Origin of the sequence: Serratia sp. AS12 (genome assembly GCF_000214195.1) — a bacterium.
In the GTDB taxonomy this organism is placed as follows: Bacteria; Pseudomonadota; Gammaproteobacteria; order Enterobacterales; family Enterobacteriaceae; genus Serratia; species Serratia plymuthica.
In genome coordinates, this window is sequence record NC_015566.1 from 286,669 (window position 1) to 305,529 (window position 18,861).

At 54.4% G+C, this 18,861-nt stretch carries 13 protein-coding genes, 2 tRNA genes and 3 rRNA genes; 11 read left to right on the forward strand and 7 right to left on the reverse strand.

Annotated elements, in window-relative coordinates:
* Positions 1 to 35: 35 nt before the first annotated feature.
* Positions 36 to 539: an Rsd/AlgQ family anti-sigma factor gene (locus SERAS12_RS01285; protein WP_013811137.1), complete on the reverse strand. Its 504-nt coding sequence runs from the start codon at positions 537 to 539 to the stop codon at positions 36 to 38.
* A 99-nt stretch (positions 540 to 638) separates the two neighbouring features.
* On the opposite strand from SERAS12_RS01285, the gene nudC reads away from it, so the two are divergent.
* The 6 genes from nudC to SERAS12_RS01315 all read left to right on the forward strand — a co-directional run bounded on the left by nudC (position 639) and on the right by SERAS12_RS01315 (position 5,015).
* Positions 639 to 1,406, forward strand: coding sequence for an NAD(+) diphosphatase (nudC, locus tag SERAS12_RS01290; RefSeq protein ID WP_041415830.1), 768 nt, complete (start codon positions 639 to 641; stop codon positions 1,404 to 1,406).
* A 39-nt stretch (positions 1,407 to 1,445) separates the two neighbouring features.
* Positions 1,446 to 2,510: a uroporphyrinogen decarboxylase gene (gene hemE, locus SERAS12_RS01295; protein WP_006323156.1), complete on the forward strand. Its 1,065-nt coding sequence runs from the start codon at positions 1,446 to 1,448 to the stop codon at positions 2,508 to 2,510.
* 9 nt (positions 2,511 to 2,519) lie between these two features.
* The gene (nfi, locus tag SERAS12_RS01300; protein ID WP_013811139.1) at positions 2,520 to 3,206 is read left to right on the forward strand and encodes a deoxyribonuclease V; all 687 of its coding nucleotides are present in this window, start codon (positions 2,520 to 2,522) and stop codon (positions 3,204 to 3,206) included.
* A 48-nt stretch (positions 3,207 to 3,254) separates the two neighbouring features.
* A complete protein-coding gene (locus SERAS12_RS01305) occupies positions 3,255 to 3,845 on the forward strand; it encodes a YjaG family protein (RefSeq protein WP_004953973.1) in 591 nt (196 codons plus the stop codon).
* Between the two features lie 189 nt (positions 3,846 to 4,034).
* The gene (gene hupA, locus SERAS12_RS01310) at positions 4,035 to 4,307 is read left to right on the forward strand and encodes a nucleoid-associated protein HU-alpha (RefSeq protein ID WP_004929874.1); all 273 of its coding nucleotides are present in this window, start codon (positions 4,035 to 4,037) and stop codon (positions 4,305 to 4,307) included.
* Between the two features lie 36 nt (positions 4,308 to 4,343).
* The gene (locus SERAS12_RS01315) at positions 4,344 to 5,015 is read left to right on the forward strand and encodes a DUF1481 domain-containing protein (protein WP_013811140.1); all 672 of its coding nucleotides are present in this window, start codon (positions 4,344 to 4,346) and stop codon (positions 5,013 to 5,015) included.
* A 51-nt stretch (positions 5,016 to 5,066) separates the two neighbouring features.
* Here SERAS12_RS01315 and purD read toward each other — a convergent pair whose 3' ends face one another.
* Complete coding sequence (purD, locus tag SERAS12_RS01320) at positions 5,067 to 6,350, reverse strand: phosphoribosylamine--glycine ligase (RefSeq protein WP_013811141.1); 1,284 nt, start codon at positions 6,348 to 6,350, stop codon at positions 5,067 to 5,069.
* A gap of 48 nt (positions 6,351 to 6,398) precedes the next feature.
* Positions 6,399 to 7,988 carry a bifunctional phosphoribosylaminoimidazolecarboxamide formyltransferase/IMP cyclohydrolase gene (gene purH / locus SERAS12_RS01325; RefSeq protein WP_013811142.1) on the reverse strand — a complete coding sequence of 530 codons (1,590 nt, stop codon included), beginning with the start codon at positions 7,986 to 7,988 and terminating at the stop codon, positions 6,399 to 6,401.
* Between the two features lie 635 nt (positions 7,989 to 8,623).
* Here purH and SERAS12_RS01330 point away from each other — a divergent pair.
* The 5 genes from SERAS12_RS01330 to rrf all read left to right on the forward strand — a co-directional run bounded on the left by SERAS12_RS01330 (position 8,624) and on the right by rrf (position 13,883).
* Positions 8,624 to 10,165 (forward strand): 16S ribosomal RNA (locus SERAS12_RS01330).
* 103 nt (positions 10,166 to 10,268) lie between these two features.
* Positions 10,269 to 10,345, forward strand: a tRNA-Ile gene (locus SERAS12_RS01335).
* 123 nt (positions 10,346 to 10,468) lie between these two features.
* A tRNA-Ala gene (locus tag SERAS12_RS01340) sits at positions 10,469 to 10,544 on the forward strand.
* Positions 10,545 to 10,749: 205 nt separating this feature from the next.
* Positions 10,750 to 13,659 (forward strand): 23S ribosomal RNA (locus SERAS12_RS01345).
* Positions 13,660 to 13,767: 108 nt separating this feature from the next.
* Positions 13,768 to 13,883: ribosomal RNA gene (gene rrf, locus SERAS12_RS01350) — 5S ribosomal RNA — on the forward strand.
* The 16S, 23S and 5S rRNA genes sit together here with 2 tRNA genes alongside, the layout of an rRNA operon.
* 93 nt (positions 13,884 to 13,976) lie before the next feature.
* Here rrf and SERAS12_RS01355 read toward each other — a convergent pair.
* The 4 genes from SERAS12_RS01355 to acs form a co-directional block, all read right to left on the reverse strand.
* Positions 13,977 to 14,495 (reverse strand): ester cyclase, encoded by a 519-nt coding sequence (locus SERAS12_RS01355; RefSeq protein ID WP_013811143.1) that lies wholly within the window; start codon positions 14,493 to 14,495, stop codon positions 13,977 to 13,979.
* Between the two features lie 171 nt (positions 14,496 to 14,666).
* On the reverse strand, positions 14,667 to 16,319 hold the full coding sequence (gene actP / locus SERAS12_RS01360) for a cation/acetate symporter ActP (RefSeq protein ID WP_013811144.1): 1,653 nt from the start codon (positions 16,317 to 16,319) through the stop codon (positions 14,667 to 14,669).
* Positions 16,316 to 16,627, reverse strand: coding sequence for a DUF485 domain-containing protein (locus SERAS12_RS01365; RefSeq protein ID WP_013811145.1), 312 nt, complete (start codon positions 16,625 to 16,627; stop codon positions 16,316 to 16,318). Before SERAS12_RS01365 ends, actP begins: the two co-directional genes overlap by 4 nt.
* 91 nt (positions 16,628 to 16,718) lie before the next feature.
* Positions 16,719 to 18,677 (reverse strand): acetate--CoA ligase, encoded by a 1,959-nt coding sequence (acs, locus tag SERAS12_RS01370; protein WP_013811146.1) that lies wholly within the window; start codon positions 18,675 to 18,677, stop codon positions 16,719 to 16,721.
* Between the last annotated feature and the right edge of the window lie 184 nt (positions 18,678 to 18,861).

Genomic DNA, 18,861 nt, shown 5'->3' on the forward strand with positions numbered 1-18,861 from the left:
AGTATAGGAGGGATAATAAAAAAAACTACAAAATTCTAACGCGTCTGATCCAGCGCTTTATCCGGCAGCGGTTGCTGCGAGGCTTCGGTCGCCAGTTGGATCAGCTTATCTTCCAGGGCAAAACGTGCCGCAAGTGTTTCACCGATATCCGACAGCGCCTGGTGGAATTCGATGCACACGTCCTGATCGATATCCACTTCGGTATAGCGATCGTGGAAAGCCATGATCTGCTCGGTATTGACCCAAAGTTTGGGATAGATGTTCACCGATAGCGCCATTTTCGGACTCGGTGCGGCTTCCACTTGTTTGATAATTCTGTCATAGATATGAAAATGCCCGGCAGAGAGATAATCCACCAAATTATGGCAAAAGTTCTCCAGCGCTTTTTCATTCAGCGGCGTATGCTTTTCTTTGTTCGGTTTGATGCCCACGAGGGTGCAATAGGCGACGAGCAACTGCTTGCGCGCCTGAAGCCATTGATCAACTAATTCATTACTACCACCAACGCGCTGAGTCAGGCTTTCCAAACGGTTGAGCATGTTTGACTCCGTAAGTAATAAAAAGTAACAGTAAGTTATTAAAATGTAACAAGGCCGATTTGTAGAGTGCCAGTGAAGCTGAGGTTGTGCAACAACGATATGGAACTTGCATTAACGGGTAATGAAAATGGCTGGTGGATCGTCAGCCATGAAAGCAAGCTTTGGTTACCGCACGGTGAATTGCCGTTCGGTTCGGCGGCGTCGTTTTCCCTGCTGGGGCGAATGGCGCGCACCATTGGTGAATGGGAAGGGCTGCCGGTGTGGCTGGTGCGCCAGACGATGCCGCAGGATATGGGCTCGGTGCGCCAACTGCTCGAGCTCGATCGCGGGTTGTTTCAGCTTGCCGGGCGCGGCGTGCAACTGGCCGACTTTTACCGCTCTCATCGCTTCTGCGGTTATTGCGGCCATGAGATGCACCTCAGCCGTACCGAGAGCGCCTGTCTGTGCGGTCACTGTCGGGAGCGTTACTACCCGCAGATTGCACCTTGCGTGATCGTCGCTATTCGGCGCGACGATGAGATCCTGCTGGCGCAGCATGTGCGTCATCGCGGCGGCATTCATACTGTGCTGGCCGGTTTTGTCGAGGTCGGCGAAACGCTGGAGCAGGCGGCCGCGCGCGAGGTGATGGAAGAAAGTAACATTGAAATCAAAAACCTGCGTTATGTGACTTCTCAACCTTGGCCGTTCCCGCATTCGCTGATGATGGCCTTTATGGCCGATTACCACCGCGGTGAGATTCGTCACGATCCGAAAGAGCTGCTGAACGCCGGCTGGTACCGTTATGACCAGTTGCCGCTGTTGCCGCCACCCGGCACCGTGGCGCGCCGCCTGATAGAGGACACCGTAGCCTTATGCCGTGAGCAATAAATCGCTACAATAACGGCAGATGAATAAGGGAGCCCTATGATGAATGAGTTGAAGAACGATCGTTACCTGCGCGCGCTGCAACGTATGCCGGTGGATGTGACCCCTGTATGGATGATGCGTCAGGCCGGTCGTTATTTGCCGGAGTACAAGGCCACCCGCGCTCAAGCCGGCGATTTCATGTCGCTGTGCAAGAACGCGGAGTTGGCCTGTGAGGTTACGCTGCAACCGCTGCGCCGCTATGCGCTGGATGCCGCTATCCTGTTCTCCGATATCCTCACCATTCCCGATGCTATGGGGCTGGGCCTGTATTTCGAAGCCGGTGAAGGCCCACGCTTCTCTTCGCCAATCACCAGCCGTGCCGACGTGGACAAACTGCCGGTGTTCGATCCGGAGGTGGAACTGGGCTATGTGATGAACGCGGTACGCACCATCCGTCGCGAACTGAAAGGCGAAGTGCCGCTGATTGGCTTCTCCGGTAGCCCGTGGACGCTGGCGACCTATATGGTGGAAGGCGGCAGCAGCAAAGCCTTCACCAAGTTGAAAAAAATGATGTACGCCGAACCGGCCACGCTGCATTTGCTGCTGGATAAGCTGGCGGACAGCGTCATTTTGTATCTTAACGCCCAGATTAAAGCTGGCGCGCAGTCGGTGATGGTGTTCGATACCTGGGGCGGCGTGCTGACCGGCCGCGACTATCGTGAATTCTCGCTGCACTACATGCACAAGATTGTCGACGGGCTGCTGCGTGAAAACGACGGCCGCCGCGTGCCGGTCACGTTATTTACCAAAGGCGGCGGCCAGTGGCTGGAGGCGATGGCGGCGACCGGTTGTGACGCGCTGGGTCTGGACTGGACTACCGACATCGCGGATGCGCGCCGTCGCGTAGGCGACAAAGTGGCGCTGCAGGGGAATATGGATCCGTCCATGTTGTATGCGTCGCCTGAACGCATCGGTCAGGAAGTGGAAACTATTCTCGCCGGTTTCGGCCACGGCGAAGGCCATGTGTTCAATCTGGGCCACGGCATTCATCTGGACGTACCGCCGGAAAACGCCGGCGTGTTTGTGGAAGCCGTTCACGCTCAATCGGCGAAATACCATCGTTAAGGACGGGATGTGATCGATACCCAAGCCCTGCGCGCTGAGCAGTTGCGGCTCGCATCTGAAGTCATCCGCCACGATGACTTTCTGGTCGATACGCCGGCTTTTATCGCCGGCGCTGACGTGGGTTTTGAGCAGGAAGGTGCGGTGACGCGAGCCGCCATCGCCATACTGCGGTATCCGTCGCTGGAACTGGTTGAATACCAGATTGCCCGCGTGGCTACCACCATGCCTTATATTCCCGGTTTTCTTTCATTCCGCGAATACCCCGCGTTGCTTGCTGCGTGGGAGCAACTGCAACAGAAGCCGGACCTGGTTTTTGTCGATGGTCATGGCATCTCGCATCCGCGCCGCCTGGGCGTCGCCAGCCACTTTGGGTTGTTGGTCAATGTGCCGACCATCGGCGTGGCGAAGAAGCGCCTGTGCGGTAAATTCGCTCCTCTGGATGTTGCCGCCGGTGCGCTGGCGCCGCTGGAGGATAAAGGCGAACAGCTTGGCTGGGTGTGGCGGAGCAAGGTGCGCTGCAACCCGTTGTTTATCGCCACCGGCCACCGCGTCAGCACCGACAGCGCACTGGCCTGGGTACGGCGCTGCATGGCGGGTTACCGTTTACCGGAACCCACCCGCTGGGCCGATGCCATCGCTTCGCGCCGGCCGGCCTTCCAGCGCTGGCTGCAACAGCATCCAGAGGTGCCGCAATGACCGATTTCGGGTACACTGCGGCGCAGATAACGCGTAAGAGAGTGAATAATGCTACGTAACCCGATTCATTTACGTCTGGAAAAGCTTGAAAGCTGGCAACATTTGACCTTTATGGCCAGTTTGTGCGAGCGTATGTATCCGAATTACCAGATGTTCTGCCTGCAGACCGAGTTCGGCGATCCGGCCATTTACCGCCGCATTCTGGATTTGGTGTGGGAAACCCTGGTGGTGAAGGATGCCAAGGTCAACTTTGACAGCCAACTGGAGAAGTTGGAAGAGGCGATACCTTCGGCAGAAGATTACGATCTTTACGGCGTTTACCCGGCGATTGACGCCTGTATCGCATTAGGGGAACTGATCCATTCGCGGCTCAGCGGGGAGACGCTGGAGCACGCCATTGCCATCAGCGAAACGTCAATTCGCACCGTGGCGATGTTGGAAATGACTCAGGCCGGTAAAGAAATGACCGACGATGAGCTGAAGGTTCTGCCTGCGGTAGAGGAAGAATGGGACATTCAATGGGAAATTTTCCGCCTGTTGGCCGACTGCGAAGAGCGTGATTTAGAGCTGATCAAAGGGTTGCGTTCGGACCTTCGCGAGGCCGCGGTAAGTAACATCGGGATAAATTTAACGCAATAAGGCAAGAAAACGTGATTTAACGCCTGATTTGTCATGCCTTAAGGCTTCACATCCGCACCCTGTCTGGTCTACATTTGGGGGGCGTAAAAAAAGTGGCTATCGGTGCGTGTATGCAGGAGGGTGCTGTCAATCGGCATATCCGTCGCACTCGATGCTTTGCAAACGATAAACACACTGTAAGGATAACTTATGAACAAGACTCAACTGATTGATGTAATCGCGGACAAGGCTGACCTTTCCAAAGCACAAGCTAAACTGGCTCTGGAATCCACCCTGGCTGCTATTACTGAGTCTCTGAAAGAAGGTGATGCGGTACAATTGGTTGGTTTCGGTACTTTCAAGGTAAACCATCGTAGCGAGCGCACTGGCCGCAACCCACAGACTGGTAAAGAAATCAAAATCGCAGCTGCCAACGTGCCTGCGTTCGTTTCTGGTAAAGCACTGAAAGACGCAGTTAAGTAATACTGCGTGTTGGTGAAAAGATTAAACAGAGGGGCGATGGCGCCCCTTTTGTTTGTCCGACAGGCGCTGCTGGTCATTGGCATTGCCGGTGGTCTAAGCGCCTGCAGCAGTCATTCCGATCTCCCCACCTTTACCGCCAGCGGCTATGTGGCTGACCAGGGCGTTATGCGTCTGTGGCGTAAAGACGACGACCAGCAACGCCCACAGGTGTTGATGAGTGTCTACAGCCCTTATCGCGGGCCAGGTACGGTCACCACCCTGTACGAATACCAGAACGGCGAACTGCGCCAGATTAAGCGTACTGACGCCGATCGCGACCAAGACTCCATTCAATTGCGCTTTGCCGATGATGGCACGGTGAGCTTTATGCAACGCCAACTGGCTACGCGGCGTGAGCAGTTGACCAGCGACGAGATCGCCTTGTACCAATATCAGGCGCGGCGAGTTCTTGAACTGAGCGATGCGTTGCGTGTCGGTAAGGTGAAGCTAATGCAGGGGCGTTGGCAGCAGGGCGTGGTGCAAACCTGTGATGGGCAATCAATCAAGCCGGGGCTGGATAAGCATGCAGAAGCCTGGATCGCGCGGCGCGCCAGCAACAGCAGCCAACCGGTGAATATAGCCTGGTTGGATGCGCCTGAAGGACGCGAACTGCTGCTGGTGGCGAACGACGATTTTTGCCGCTGGGAACCGAAAGAAGATACGCTATAAAAAAAGGGCTCTGTATGCAGAGCCCCGTTGGATAGTGGTGCGACGTTCAGATCATTTGCCGCGGGCAATCGCGCGATAGCCAATATCGTTGCGACAGAAACTGCCCTGCCACTGAATGCCTTTCGCCAACTGGTATGCGCGTTGCTGCGCTTCCGCCACCGTTGCACCCAGCGCCGTCACGCAAAGTACGCGTCCACCGTTAGTGACAACATCCTCGCCTTGCATGCGCGTACCGGCATGGAACACTTTGCCGTCGACACTTTCCTGCTGCGGTAAGCCCTGAATCACGTCACCGTTGCTGTAGTCGCCCGGGTATCCACCGGCCGCCAGTACCACGCCCAAAGCAGGGCGATCGTCCCACTCCGAGGTTTTCTCGCCCAGCTTGCCTTCCGCCCCGGCCAGACACAGTTCAACCAGATCGGAACGCAGACGCAGCATGATGGGCTGCGTTTCCGGATCGCCGAAGCGGCAGTTGAACTCAATCACCTTCGGCTGGCCGTCTGCAGAAATCATCAGCCCGGCATACAGGAAACCGACGTAGGTATTACCTTCCGCGGCCATACCACGTACCGTTGGCCAAATGACCTGATCCATTGCGCGCTGGTGGATTTCATCCGTGACCACTGGGGCAGGGGAATAGGCGCCCATGCCGCCGGTGTTAGGGCCGGTATCGCCATCGCCAACGCGTTTGTGATCCTGGCTGGTGGCCATCGGCACCACGTTCTCGCCGTCGACCATCACGATAAAACTGGCTTCCTCACCCTCGAGGAACTCTTCCACCACGATACGGTGGCCCGCATCGCCAAAAGCGTTGCCGGCCAGCATGTCCTGCACTGCGTCTTCCGCTTCCTGCAGCGTCATGGCGACGATAACGCCTTTACCGGCGGCAAGGCCATCAGCCTTAATGACGATGGGCGCGCCTTTACTGCGTACATAAGCCAGCGCCGGTTCAACGTCGGTAAAGTTCTGGTACTCGGCGCTCGGAATGTTATGGCGCGCCAGGAAGTCTTTGGTAAAGGCTTTAGAGCCTTCCAACTGTGCGGCCGCCTGGGACGGGCCAAAGATTTTCAGGCCGGCGGCCTGGAAGGCGTCAACCACGCCAATCACCAGCGGCGCTTCCGGGCCAACAATGGTCAGACCGATGTCATGGCTCTGTGCAAAGGCAACCAGCGCCGGAATATCGGTGGCGGAGATCGCCACGTTTGCCAGGTTGGGTTCCAGCGCGGTACCGGCGTTGCCCGGAGCGACGTAAACGTTGTCCGCCAGAGGCGACTGAGCGACTTTCCATGCCAGCGCATGTTCACGCCCGCCGTTGCCGATAATTAAAATGTTCATCAGGTACTCCATGCAGAGCGTGCGCCGTAGCGCACGCGGCAAAAGGGATTAATGGCGGAAGTGGCGCATGTCGGTGAAGATCATCGCAATGCCGTGCTCGTTGGCGGCGGCAATCACTTCGTCGTCGCGGATTGAACCGCCAGGCTGGATCACGCAGGTGATGCCAACCGCCGCGGCCGCATCGATACCGTCACGGAACGGGAAGAAGGCGTCGGATGCCATGGCGGAACCTTTCACCTCAAGCCCTTCGTCAGCCGCTTTGATTCCGGCGATTTTGGCGGAGTAAACGCGGCTCATCTGGCCGGCGCCTATACCGATGGTCATGTTATCGCGCGCATAAACGATGGCGTTGGATTTAACGAACTTGGCCACTTTCCAGCAGAACAATGCATCACGCAGTTCCTGAGCGCTTGGCTGACGTTCGGATACCACGCGCAGATCGCCCTCGTTAACCATACCCAGATCGCGATCCTGCACCAACAGGCCGCCGTTGACGCGTTTGAAGTCCAGAGCGGCAACGCGCTGCTGCCACTGGCCGCAGGCCAGTACGCGCACGTTTTGTTTGGCGGCCAACAGCGTGCGGGCTTCCTGGCTGATGCTCGGTGCGATGATCACTTCCACGAACTGGCGGCTAATGATGGCTTGCGCGGTTGCGGCATCCAGCTCACGGTTGAAGGCGATGATACCGCCAAACGCCGAGGTCGGGTCGGTCTGGTAGGCGCGCTCGTAGGCCGCCAGAATATCGTCGCCGATCGCCACACCGCATGGGTTGGCGTGCTTGACGATCACGCAGGCCGGCTCGCCGAACTCTTTTACGCATTCCAGCGCGGCGTCGGTATCGGCGATGTTGTTATAGGACAGTGCCTTGCCCTGCAACTGGTCTGCGGTAGCGACAGAAGCTTCCTGAACGTTCTCTTCTATATAGAAGGCAGCTTGCTGGTGGCTGTTTTCACCGTAGCGCATATCCTGCTTCTTGATGTAGTTAAGGTTCAGGGTGCGGGGGAAACGGCCGGCAGGTTGTTCAGTATCACCGTGATAGGCCGGAACCAGTGCGCCGAAGTAGTTGGCGATCATGCTGTCGTAGGCGGCGGTATGCTCGAAGGCTTTAATCGCCAGATCGAAACGGGTGGCGTATTGCAGCGAGCCATTGTTGTTATCCATCTCGGTAATGATGGCGGCGTAGTCGCTGCTCTTCACCACGATGGCGACGTCTTTATGGTTCTTGGCAGCGGAGCGCACCATGGTCGGGCCGCCGATATCGATATTCTCGACGGCGTCTTCCAGCGAGCAGTCCGGGCGCGCGACTGTCTGGGCGAACGGATAAAGGTTAACGACCACCATGTCGATCGGCTTGATGTCGTGCTGGCCCATGATCGCATCGTCCTGACCGCGACGGCCCAGAATGCCACCGTGTACTTTGGGATGCAGGGTCTTAACTCGTCCGTCCATCATTTCCGGGAAACCGGTGTAGTCGGAAACTTCGGTAACAGGCAGGCCGGCATCTGCCAGCAAGCGGGCGGTGCCGCCGGTGGAGAGTAGTTCGACGCCACGCTGGGAAAGCGCTTCGGCGAATTCAACGATACCGGCTTTGTCGGAGACGCTGAGCAGAGCCCGGCGGATTGGACGAGGTTGTTGCATGGTTTTATCCCTTGGCTTTGGAGTCGCAATAAAGAGCGTTACGTGAATTTCCACCTGCTTCTCTCTATAAGGAAAGGATTTTCTCTCTATAGAGGAGCAATCGGGCACAGATTCAGGTAACGACCTTATAAAAGAGGGAGCGTTTCGTCGCGAGGAATTGTAGCGAAAACGTTTGCGCGGTGCTCGTAAATTTTCCGCGCAAATGGGTTCTGTGGATAAAGTTGTGCACAACAGGGTATAAAGGCGGGTTTTGCTGTGGAATGCAGCAAACGATCGTTTTTGACGAAAATACCTGTTGCGGCCTGCGAGGAACTCCCTATAATGCGCCTCCATCGACACGGAACATGTGAACAACTTCACAGAGTCTCCGGGGTTCGAAGAGAAAAAATCCTGAAAATTAGGGTTGACTCTGAAAGAGGAAAGCGTAATATACGCCACCTCGAGATAGCAAGCTACGGCGGCTAACTCACTGCTCTTTAACAATTTATCAGACAATCTGTGTGGGCACTCCACAAGACGATATCCAGTACCTTCGGGTGCGAAAGAATATCAAGTCTTGAAGAGTGACTACTGAAGTAAAATTCATTTAGTAACCTTTGAGCATCGCTTCACGAGTTGAAGCAAATCGAACTTTTAAATTGAAGAGTTTGATCATGGCTCAGATTGAACGCTGGCGGCAGGCCTAACACATGCAAGTCGAGCGGTAGCACAGGAGAGCTTGCTCTCCGGGTGACGAGCGGCGGACGGGTGAGTAATGTCTGGGAAACTGCCTGATGGAGGGGGATAACTACTGGAAACGGTAGCTAATACCGCATAACGTCTACGGACCAAAGTGGGGGACCTTCGGGCCTCACGCCATCAGATGTGCCCAGATGGGATTAGCTAGTAGGTGGGGTAATGGCTCACCTAGGCGACGATCCCTAGCTGGTCTGAGAGGATGACCAGCCACACTGGAACTGAGACACGGTCCAGACTCCTACGGGAGGCAGCAGTGGGGAATATTGCACAATGGGCGCAAGCCTGATGCAGCCATGCCGCGTGTGTGAAGAAGGCCTTAGGGTTGTAAAGCACTTTCAGCGAGGAGGAAGGGTTCAGTGTTAATAGCACTGTACATTGACGTTACTCGCAGAAGAAGCACCGGCTAACTCCGTGCCAGCAGCCGCGGTAATACGGAGGGTGCAAGCGTTAATCGGAATTACTGGGCGTAAAGCGCACGCAGGCGGTTTGTTAAGTCAGATGTGAAATCCCCGCGCTTAACGTGGGAACTGCATTTGAAACTGGCAAGCTAGAGTCTTGTAGAGGGGGGTAGAATTCCAGGTGTAGCGGTGAAATGCGTAGAGATCTGGAGGAATACCGGTGGCGAAGGCGGCCCCCTGGACAAAGACTGACGCTCAGGTGCGAAAGCGTGGGGAGCAAACAGGATTAGATACCCTGGTAGTCCACGCTGTAAACGATGTCGATTTGGAGGTTGTGCCCTTGAGGCGTGGCTTCCGGAGCTAACGCGTTAAATCGACCGCCTGGGGAGTACGGCCGCAAGGTTAAAACTCAAATGAATTGACGGGGGCCCGCACAAGCGGTGGAGCATGTGGTTTAATTCGATGCAACGCGAAGAACCTTACCTACTCTTGACATCCAGAGAATTCGCTAGAGATAGCTTAGTGCCTTCGGGAACTCTGAGACAGGTGCTGCATGGCTGTCGTCAGCTCGTGTTGTGAAATGTTGGGTTAAGTCCCGCAACGAGCGCAACCCTTATCCTTTGTTGCCAGCGATTCGGTCGGGAACTCAAAGGAGACTGCCGGTGATAAACCGGAGGAAGGTGGGGATGACGTCAAGTCATCATGGCCCTTACGAGTAGGGCTACACACGTGCTACAATGGCGTATACAAAGAGAAGCGAACTCGCGAGAGCAAGCGGACCTCATAAAGTACGTCGTAGTCCGGATTGGAGTCTGCAACTCGACTCCATGAAGTCGGAATCGCTAGTAATCGTAGATCAGAATGCTACGGTGAATACGTTCCCGGGCCTTGTACACACCGCCCGTCACACCATGGGAGTGGGTTGCAAAAGAAGTAGGTAGCTTAACCTTCGGGAGGGCGCTTACCACTTTGTGATTCATGACTGGGGTGAAGTCGTAACAAGGTAACCGTAGGGGAACCTGCGGTTGGATCACCTCCTTACCTAATGATATTGATTCGAGTGGCGTGCTCACACAGATTGTCTGATGAAATGAAAGAGAGCATAAGGCTTAATCTTATCGGTTAAGTCTTAAAGCACCTTGTCGGGTCTGTAGCTCAGGTGGTTAGAGCGCACCCCTGATAAGGGTGAGGTCGGTGGTTCAAGTCCACTCAGACCCACCAATTCCCTCCTATCCTGCGTTGTCGACTCACATGTTTACGTCAGTAAACGTTGTAGGCCTTCGCTTTGACGAGAAGCGAATTGGCGAAGGTAGTAGACAGGGTGTAAAAATGCTTTTCTGATATGGGGCTATAGCTCAGCTGGGAGAGCGCCTGCCTTGCACGCAGGAGGTCAGCGGTTCGATCCCGCTTAGCTCCACCATATCAAAAAATCTTAAAACTGATTCGCAAGAGTCACGTTTAAGATATTGCTCTTTAACAATCTGGAACAAGCTGAAAATTGAAACATGACAGCTGAAACTTATCCCTCCGTAGATGTATTGGGGTAAGGATTAACCTGTCATAGAGTCTCTCAAATAAACAGCACGACAGTGTTTTCTGTTTACAGAAACACCTTCGGGTTGTGAGGTTAAGTGACTAAGCGTACACGGTGGATGCCTAGGCAGTCAGAGGCGATGAAGGGCGTGCTAATCTGCGAAAAGTGTCGGTAAGGTGATATGAACCGTTATAACCGGCAATACCCGAATGGGGAAACCCAGTGCAATTCGTTGCACTATCATACGATGAATACATAGTCGTATGAGGCGAACCGGGGGAACTGAAACATCTAAGTACCCCGAGGAAAAGAAATCAACCGAGATTCCCCCAGTAGCGGCGAGCGAACGGGGAACAGCCCAGAACCTGAATCAGTTTGTGTGTTAGTGGAAGCGTCTGGAAAGTCGCACAGTAAAGGGTGATAGTCCCGTACACTAAAATGCACATTCTGTGAGTTCGATGAGTAGGGCGGGACACGTGACATCCTGTCTGAATATGGGGGGACCATCCTCCAAGGCTAAATACTCCTGACTGACCGATAGTGAACCAGTACCGTGAGGGAAAGGCGAAAAGAACCCCGGCGAGGGGAGTGAAATAGAACCTGAAACCGTGTACGTACAAGCAGTGGGAGCCTACTTTGTTGGGTGACTGCGTACCTTTTGTATAATGGGTCAGCGACTTATATTTTGTAGCAAGGTTAACCGTATAGGGGAGCCGTAGGGAAACCGAGTCTTAACTGGGCGAATAGTTGCAAGGTATAGACCCGAAACCCGGTGATCTAGCCATGGGCAGGTTGAAGGTTGGGTAACACTAACTGGAGGACCGAACCGACTAATGTTGAAAAATTAGCGGATGACTTGTGGCTGGGGGTGAAAGGCCAATCAAACCGGGAGATAGCTGGTTCTCCCCGAAAGCTATTTAGGTAGCGCCTCGTGAACTCATCTTCGGGGGTAGAGCACTGTTTCGGCTAGGGGGCCATCCCGGCTTACCAAACCGATGCAAACTCCGAATACCGAAGAATGTTATCACGGGAGACACACGGCGGGTGCTAACGTCCGTCGTGAAGAGGGAAACAACCCAGACCGCCAGCTAAGGTCCCAAAGTCATGGTTAAGTGGGAAACGATGTGGGAAGGCATAGACAGCCAGGATGTTGGCTTAGAAGCAGCCATCATTTAAAGAAAGCGTAATAGCTCACTGGTCGAGTCGGCCTGCGCGGAAGATGTAACGGGGCTAAACCATGCACCGAAGCTGCGGCAGCGACGCTTAGGCGTTGTTGGGTAGGGGAGCGTTCTGTAAGCCGTTGAAGGTGGCCTGTGAGGGTTGCTGGAGGTATCAGAAGTGCGAATGCTGACATAAGTAACGATAAAGCGGGTGAAAAACCCGCTCGCCGGAAGACCAAGGGTTCCTGTCCAACGTTAATCGGGGCAGGGTGAGTCGACCCCTAAGGCGAGGCCGAAAGGCGTAGTCGATGGGAAACAGGTTAATATTCCTGTACTCGGTGTTACTGCGAAGGGGGGACGGAGAAGGCTAGGCTAGCCGGGCGACGGTTGTCCCGGTTTAAGCGTGTAGGGGGAGAGAATTGGTAAATCCGTTCTCTTATTCAACCCTGAGGCGTGATGACGATGCACTACGGTGCAGAAGTAGTTGATGCCAAGCTTCCAGGAAAAGCCTCTAAGCATCAGGTAACACAGAATCGTACCCCAAACCGACACAGGTGGTCAGGTAGAGAATACCAAGGCGCTTGAGAGAACTCGGGTGAAGGAACTAGGCAAAATGGTGCCGTAACTTCGGGAGAAGGCACGCTGGCGCGTAGGTGAAGAGACTTGCTCTCGGAGCCGAAGCCAGTCGCAGATACCAGCTGGCTGCAACTGTTTAATAAAAACACAGCACTGTGCAAACACGAAAGTGGACGTATACGGTGTGACGCCTGCCCGGTGCTGGAAGGTTAATTGATGGGGTCAGCCGCAAGGCGAAGCTCTTGATCGAAGCCCCAGTAAACGGCGGCCGTAACTATAACGGTCCTAAGGTAGCGAAATTCCTTGTCGGGTAAGTTCCGACCTGCACGAATGGCGTAATGATGGCCAGGCTGTCTCCACCCGAGACTCAGTGAAATTGAACTCGCTGTGAAGATGCAGTGTACCCGCGGCAAGACGGAAAGACCCCGTGAACCTTTACTATAGCTTGACACTGAACATTGAGCCTTGATGTGTAGGATAGGTGGGAGGCTTTGAAGCGTGGACGCCAGTCTGCGTGGAGCCAACCTTGAAATACCACCCTTTAATGTTTGATGTTCTAACTCGGCCCCGTAATCCGGGGTGAGGACAGTGTCTGGTGGGTAGTTTGACTGGGGCGGTCTCCTCCCAAAGAGTAACGGAGGAGCACGAAGGTTAGCTAATCACGGTCGGACATCGTGAGGTTAGTGCAAAGGCATAAGCTAGCTTGACTGCGAGAGTGACGGCTCGAGCAGGTACGAAAGTAGGTCTTAGTGATCCGGTGGTTCTGAATGGAAGGGCCATCGCTCAACGGATAAAAGGTACTCCGGGGATAACAGGCTGATACCGCCCAAGAGTTCATATCGACGGCGGTGTTTGGCACCTCGATGTCGGCTCATCACATCCTGGGGCTGAAGTAGGTCCCAAGGGTATGGCTGTTCGCCATTTAAAGTGGTACGCGAGCTGGGTTTAGAACGTCGTGAGACAGTTCGGTCCCTATCTGCCGTGGGCGTTGGAAGATTGAGAGGGGTTGCTCCTAGTACGAGAGGACCGGAGTGAACGCACCACTGGTGTTCGGGTTGTCATGCCAATGGCATTGCCCGGTAGCTAAGTGCGGAAAAGATAAGCGCTGAAAGCATCTAAGCGCGAAACTTGCCTCGAGATGAGTCTTCCCTGGGCCTTTAAGGTCCCTGAAGGAACGTTTAAGACTAAGACGTTGATAGGCTGGGTGTGTAAGTGCAGCGATGCATTGAGCTAACCAGTACTAATGATCCGTGAGGCTTAACCTTACAACACCGAAGGTGTTTTAGAGAGATTGGTGTAGATTTTCAGCGAAGTTCCGAGATTGGTTTCAATGGCGACACGAGAGTGAAGCGGTTGGAATGAAACAGAATTTGCCTGGCGGCAATAGCGCGGTGGTCCCACCTGACCCCATGCCGAACTCAGAAGTGAAACGCCGTAGCGCCGATGGTAGTGTGGGGTCTCCCCATGCGAGAGTAGGACACTGCCAGGCATCAAACAAAGTCGAAAGCCTCATGCGAAAGCATGGGGCTTTTTGCTTTGTGGTCAGGAAATATCGGGCGCAGCTACGCTGCGCCTCAATAAGCTACATTTCCACGATCCCCAACTGCTGTAATAACGTCATATTATCCTCAATATGCCAATTGGCGGTTATTGAGCCTTGTTTGATCTGATAGATATCTGTCGCAATAAAATCAATGAGTTGTCCCTTTCCCTGTTTACCCTGAAAACGGCCGGTAAAATGCCCGCTAAAGTGCAAATGCGCCACGACGCGATCGCCGGTGACAATCATTTGCGCTACCTCACAACGCAAATCCGGGATGGCTTGGCGGAAGGTTTTCGAGGCCTGCAACGCGCCGCGGATGCCCTGTATTCTGCCTGCGGGTAAGGTCATATCGGTAAAGTCGCTGGCCAGCGCCTGTTTTGCCAGCGCTTCATCGCCGGTATTCCAGAAGCTGTCGTAGCGTTTGGCGGCAAGTACCTGCGCCTGCAACTGTGCGGCCGGCAAGGTGTGGTCGCTAATCAATTGCAGTGGTTCGATAAGCGGGGTTGCCAGTGCGTTGCCGGCAAAGGCCAGCAATAGTAAGGCCATAGGCTGTTTCATGATTCTGTCTCTTGTATTGTTCAGAGCATCTATCTTGATTCTTGTTATTCGAATGAAAAACCCCGATATCAGCGATGAACCTTTAAAGATTATTTACAACTGACAGAACGAGAAAAGGCCCCGAAGGGCCTTTGATTAGGAGGTGTTTGCTTTTTTTCACTTATTATTCAGTTAATGCGAACTACCCTGAGAGATGCCCAGTCCGGTTTGCGAACGTACAAACTGAGAGCGGAAGCGCTCGCGCTCCTGTTGCCCGGCTAGCGAACTGTCGGTGGCTGAGAACAACCAGGTACCCACAAACGCCACCAGCATGGAGAACAGCGCCGGATATTCATAAGGGTAGATCGGTTTTTCATGACCAAGGATCTGCACCCAAATCGTCGGGCCCAGGATCATCAGGATCACTGCGGTCAGCAAGCCCAGCCAGCCGCCGATCATCGCTCCACGGGTCGTCAGGCGTGACCAGTACATTGAAAGAATGATAATCGGGAAGTTACAGCTGGCAGCGATAGAGAAGGCCAGTCCCACCATAAAGGCGATATTCTGCTTCTCAAACAAAATTCCCAGCGCGATTGCCACGATCCCCAGGATCACTACCGTGATTTTGGAAACCCGCAGCTCATCACGTTCGGTCGCCTTGCCATCTTTAACTACGCTAGCGTACAGGTCGTGAGATACCGCAGATGCCCCTGCCAGCGTCAGGCCGGCAACCACCGCAAGGATGGTGGCAAAGGCCACTGCCGAGATAAAGCCAAGGAAGAAGTTCCCGCCAACTGCATTGGCTAAATGCACTGCCGCCATATTGGTGCCGCCCAGCAGCGCACCGGTGGCATCTTTGAATGCCGGGTTAGGGCTGACCAGCAAAATAGCGCCAAAACCGATAATAAAGGTCAGGATATAGAAGTAGCCGATAAAACCAGTGGCATAGAACACGCTCTTACGCGCTTCCTTGGCGTCACTCACGGTAAAGAAGCGCATCAGAATATGCGGCAACCCGGCGGTACCGAACATCAGCGCCAGCCCCAGGGAAAGCGCCGATATAGGATCGGAGACCAAACCACCCGGGCTCATAATGGCGATACCCTTCGGATGCACTTTTACGGCTTCGGCGAACAGGGTGTTGAAGTCAAAGTTGACTGATTTCATCACCATCAGAGCCATAAAGCTTGCACCGGCCAGCAGCAGCACCGCTTTGATAATTTGTACCCAGGTCGTGGCCAGCATGCCGCCGAACAGCACGTACAACACCATCAAAATACCGACCAAAATCACCGCCACGTGGTAGTTCAACCCGAACAATAACTGGATCAACTTGCCGGCCCCGACCATCTGAGCAATCAGATACAGCGCGACTACCACCAGTGAACCGCAGGCAGAGAGTGTGCGGATCGGTTTTTGCTTCAGACGATAAGAGGCTACGTCAGCGAAAGTATAGCGGCCAAGGTTACGCAGGCGTTCGGCAATCAGGAACAAAATGATCGGCCAGCCGATCAAAAAGCCGATAGAGTAAATCAGCCCGTCATAGCCAGAGGTATATACCAGTGCGGAAATACCCAGGAAAGAAGCCGCCGACATAAAGTCACCGGCGATGGCAAGACCGTTCTGCAGACCGGTGATTTTCCCCCCTGCGGTGTAGTAGTCCTGGCGCGAGCGGGTGCGCTTGGAGGCCCAATAGGTGATATACAACGTGGCGCCGACAAACAACACGAACATGACGATCGCCTGAATATTCAACGGCTGGCGGTGTACTTCACCGCTAATGGCATCGGCAAAGGCCAACCCCGGCAGAGCCAGCAGAGTTACGGCGGACAATAAACGCTTCATTTCTGCACCTCACGCAGGATTTCTGCAGTCAGGCGATCGAACTCGCCATTGGCGCGGAATACGTAGATCCCGGTCAGTACGAAAGAAATAACGATCAGGCCCACACCTACCGGGATCCCACGGGTGATGGTCGATCCGGCGGCGATCGGCGTGCCAAGCCACTGCGGATCGAAAGCGATCAGTAAAATAAAGCTAACGTAAAGCACCAGCGTAATCAACGAAAGCAGCCAGGCGAAACGGCCACGTTTTCGTACCAGCTCTTTAAAGCGCGGGTTTTCCTCAATCCTTTGATAAATGGTGTCATTCATCAGTGCGTCTCCAGTAGGTATTGATCGAGAACGCCGCGCTGACAGCCGTTCATCGGATGATTTCCTGATGAACGGCCGGAGACGGCGGAAATTACGACGGTACTTTCATGGATTGTTTTTCTTCCAATAGCTTGTCTACTACGGCCGGGTCCGCCAAGGTTGAGGTGTCCCCGAGATTACTGGTGTCACCCGCAGCGATTTTGCGCAGGATGCGACGCATGATCTTACCTGAACGCGTTTTAGGCAGAGAGTCTGTCCAGTGCAGCACGTCCGGCGTGGCGATCGGCCCTATTTCCTTGCGTACCCAGTTACGAACTTCGGTATAGAGTTCGGGAGAAGGTTCTTCGCCATGATTCAGCGTGATATAGGCATAAATTGCCTGACCTTTAATGTTATGCGGAATACCGACTACCGCCGCTTCGGCGATTTTCGGATGCGAGACCAGCGCAGACTCGATTTCTGCGGTACCCAGACGGTGCCCGGAAACGTTCAGCACGTCATCGACGCGCCCTGTGATCCAGTAATATCCATCTTCATCACGGCGTGCGCCGTCACCGCTGAAATACATCCCCTTAAAGGTTGAGAAGTAAGTCTGCTCAAAGCGATCGTGATCGCCAAACAGCGTACGTGCCTGGCCTGGCCAGGAATCGGTGATCACCAAATTGCCTTCGCAGGCACCTTCCTGCGGTGTGCCGATGTTATCGACCAAGGCAGGCTGCACGCCGAAGAACGGGCGCGTGGCAGAGCCGGCTTTCAACTCGGTTGCACCCGGCAGCGGGGTGATCATAAAGCCGCCGGTTTCGGTCTGCCACCAAGTGTCGACGATCGGGCATTTGCCGTTACCGATTTTGTTGTAATACCACTCCCAGGCTTCCGGGTTGATCGGCTCCCCGACCGAACCCATGATGCGCAGTGAATCGCGTTTGGTGCCTTCTATCGCTTTATCGCCTTCGGCCATCAGCGCACGAATGGCGGTGGGGGCGGTATACAAGATATTGACCTGATGCTTATCAATCACCTGTGACAGGCGGTTGACGCCAGGATAGTTCGGCACGCCTTCGAACATCAGGGTGATGGCGCCGCAGGCCAGCGGGCCGTAGAGCAGATAGCTGTGGCCTGTAACCCAGCCGACGTCGGCCGTACACCAGTACACGTCACCGTCGTGGTAGTCGAAGACGTACTTGAAGGTCATGGCGGCATACACCAGATAGCCACCGGTGGTGTGCAGCACGCCCTTGGGTTTGCCGGTCGATCCGGAGGTATAAAGGATAAACAACGGGTCTTCCGCATTCATCTCTTCCGGTGGACAGTCGGCGGAAACGCCGTTGGTCAGTTCATGCCACCATAAATCACGGCCTTCCTGCCAATAACCCGGCTTGCCGGTGCGTTGGAAAACGACCACGTTGGTGATGCTTTTCACGCCAGGATTTTTCAGCGCGTCGTCGACGTTCTTTTTCAGCGGTACGGCGCGCCCGGCGCGCAGGCCTTCGTCAGCGGTGATAACCAGCTTGGAATTGGAGTCGATAATGCGGCCGGCGACCGCCTCTGGCGAGAAACCGCCAAAGATTACCGAGTGCACCGCACCGATACGTGCACAGGCCAGCATGGCGACCGCGGCTTCCGGCACCATGGGCATATAGATAGCCACGACGTCGCCTTTTTTGACGCCCAACTTTTTCAGTACGTTGGCGAACTGGCAGACATCGTGATGCAGCTGTTTGTAGGTCACCTGTTTCGACTGGGTGGGGTCGTCACCTTCCCAGATAATGGCGGTCTGGTCACCGCGTTCGGCCAGATGGCGATCGAGACAGTTGGCCGCCAGGTTCAGAGTGCCGTCTTCAAACCAGCGGATACTGATATGGCCCGGGTCGAACGACGTGTTTTTTACCCGGCTATAAGGTTTGATCCAGTCCAGGATCTTTCCTTGCTCGCCCCAGAAAGCCTCTGGGTCTTGGACAGACTGTTGATAATATTGTTGGTATTGTTCTGGGTTAATCAGGGCGTGTTCTGCAATTGCAGAAGGAATAGCGTGTTTATGCACTTGGCTCATAGCTTTTCTCCTTGAAGTTGTTAATGATATGTCAACTGAAGGTTAAGTATAGTTTGCTATGATTCTTTGTTTCTTTTTTGCGCGGCAGATCACGCAACAAAGATATTGATTTGTAATAGTTCTGTCTCATTTGCGCTGTGTATCTATCTACTTGGCGGAAAAATTCGGTTAAATGGGTAGTTTT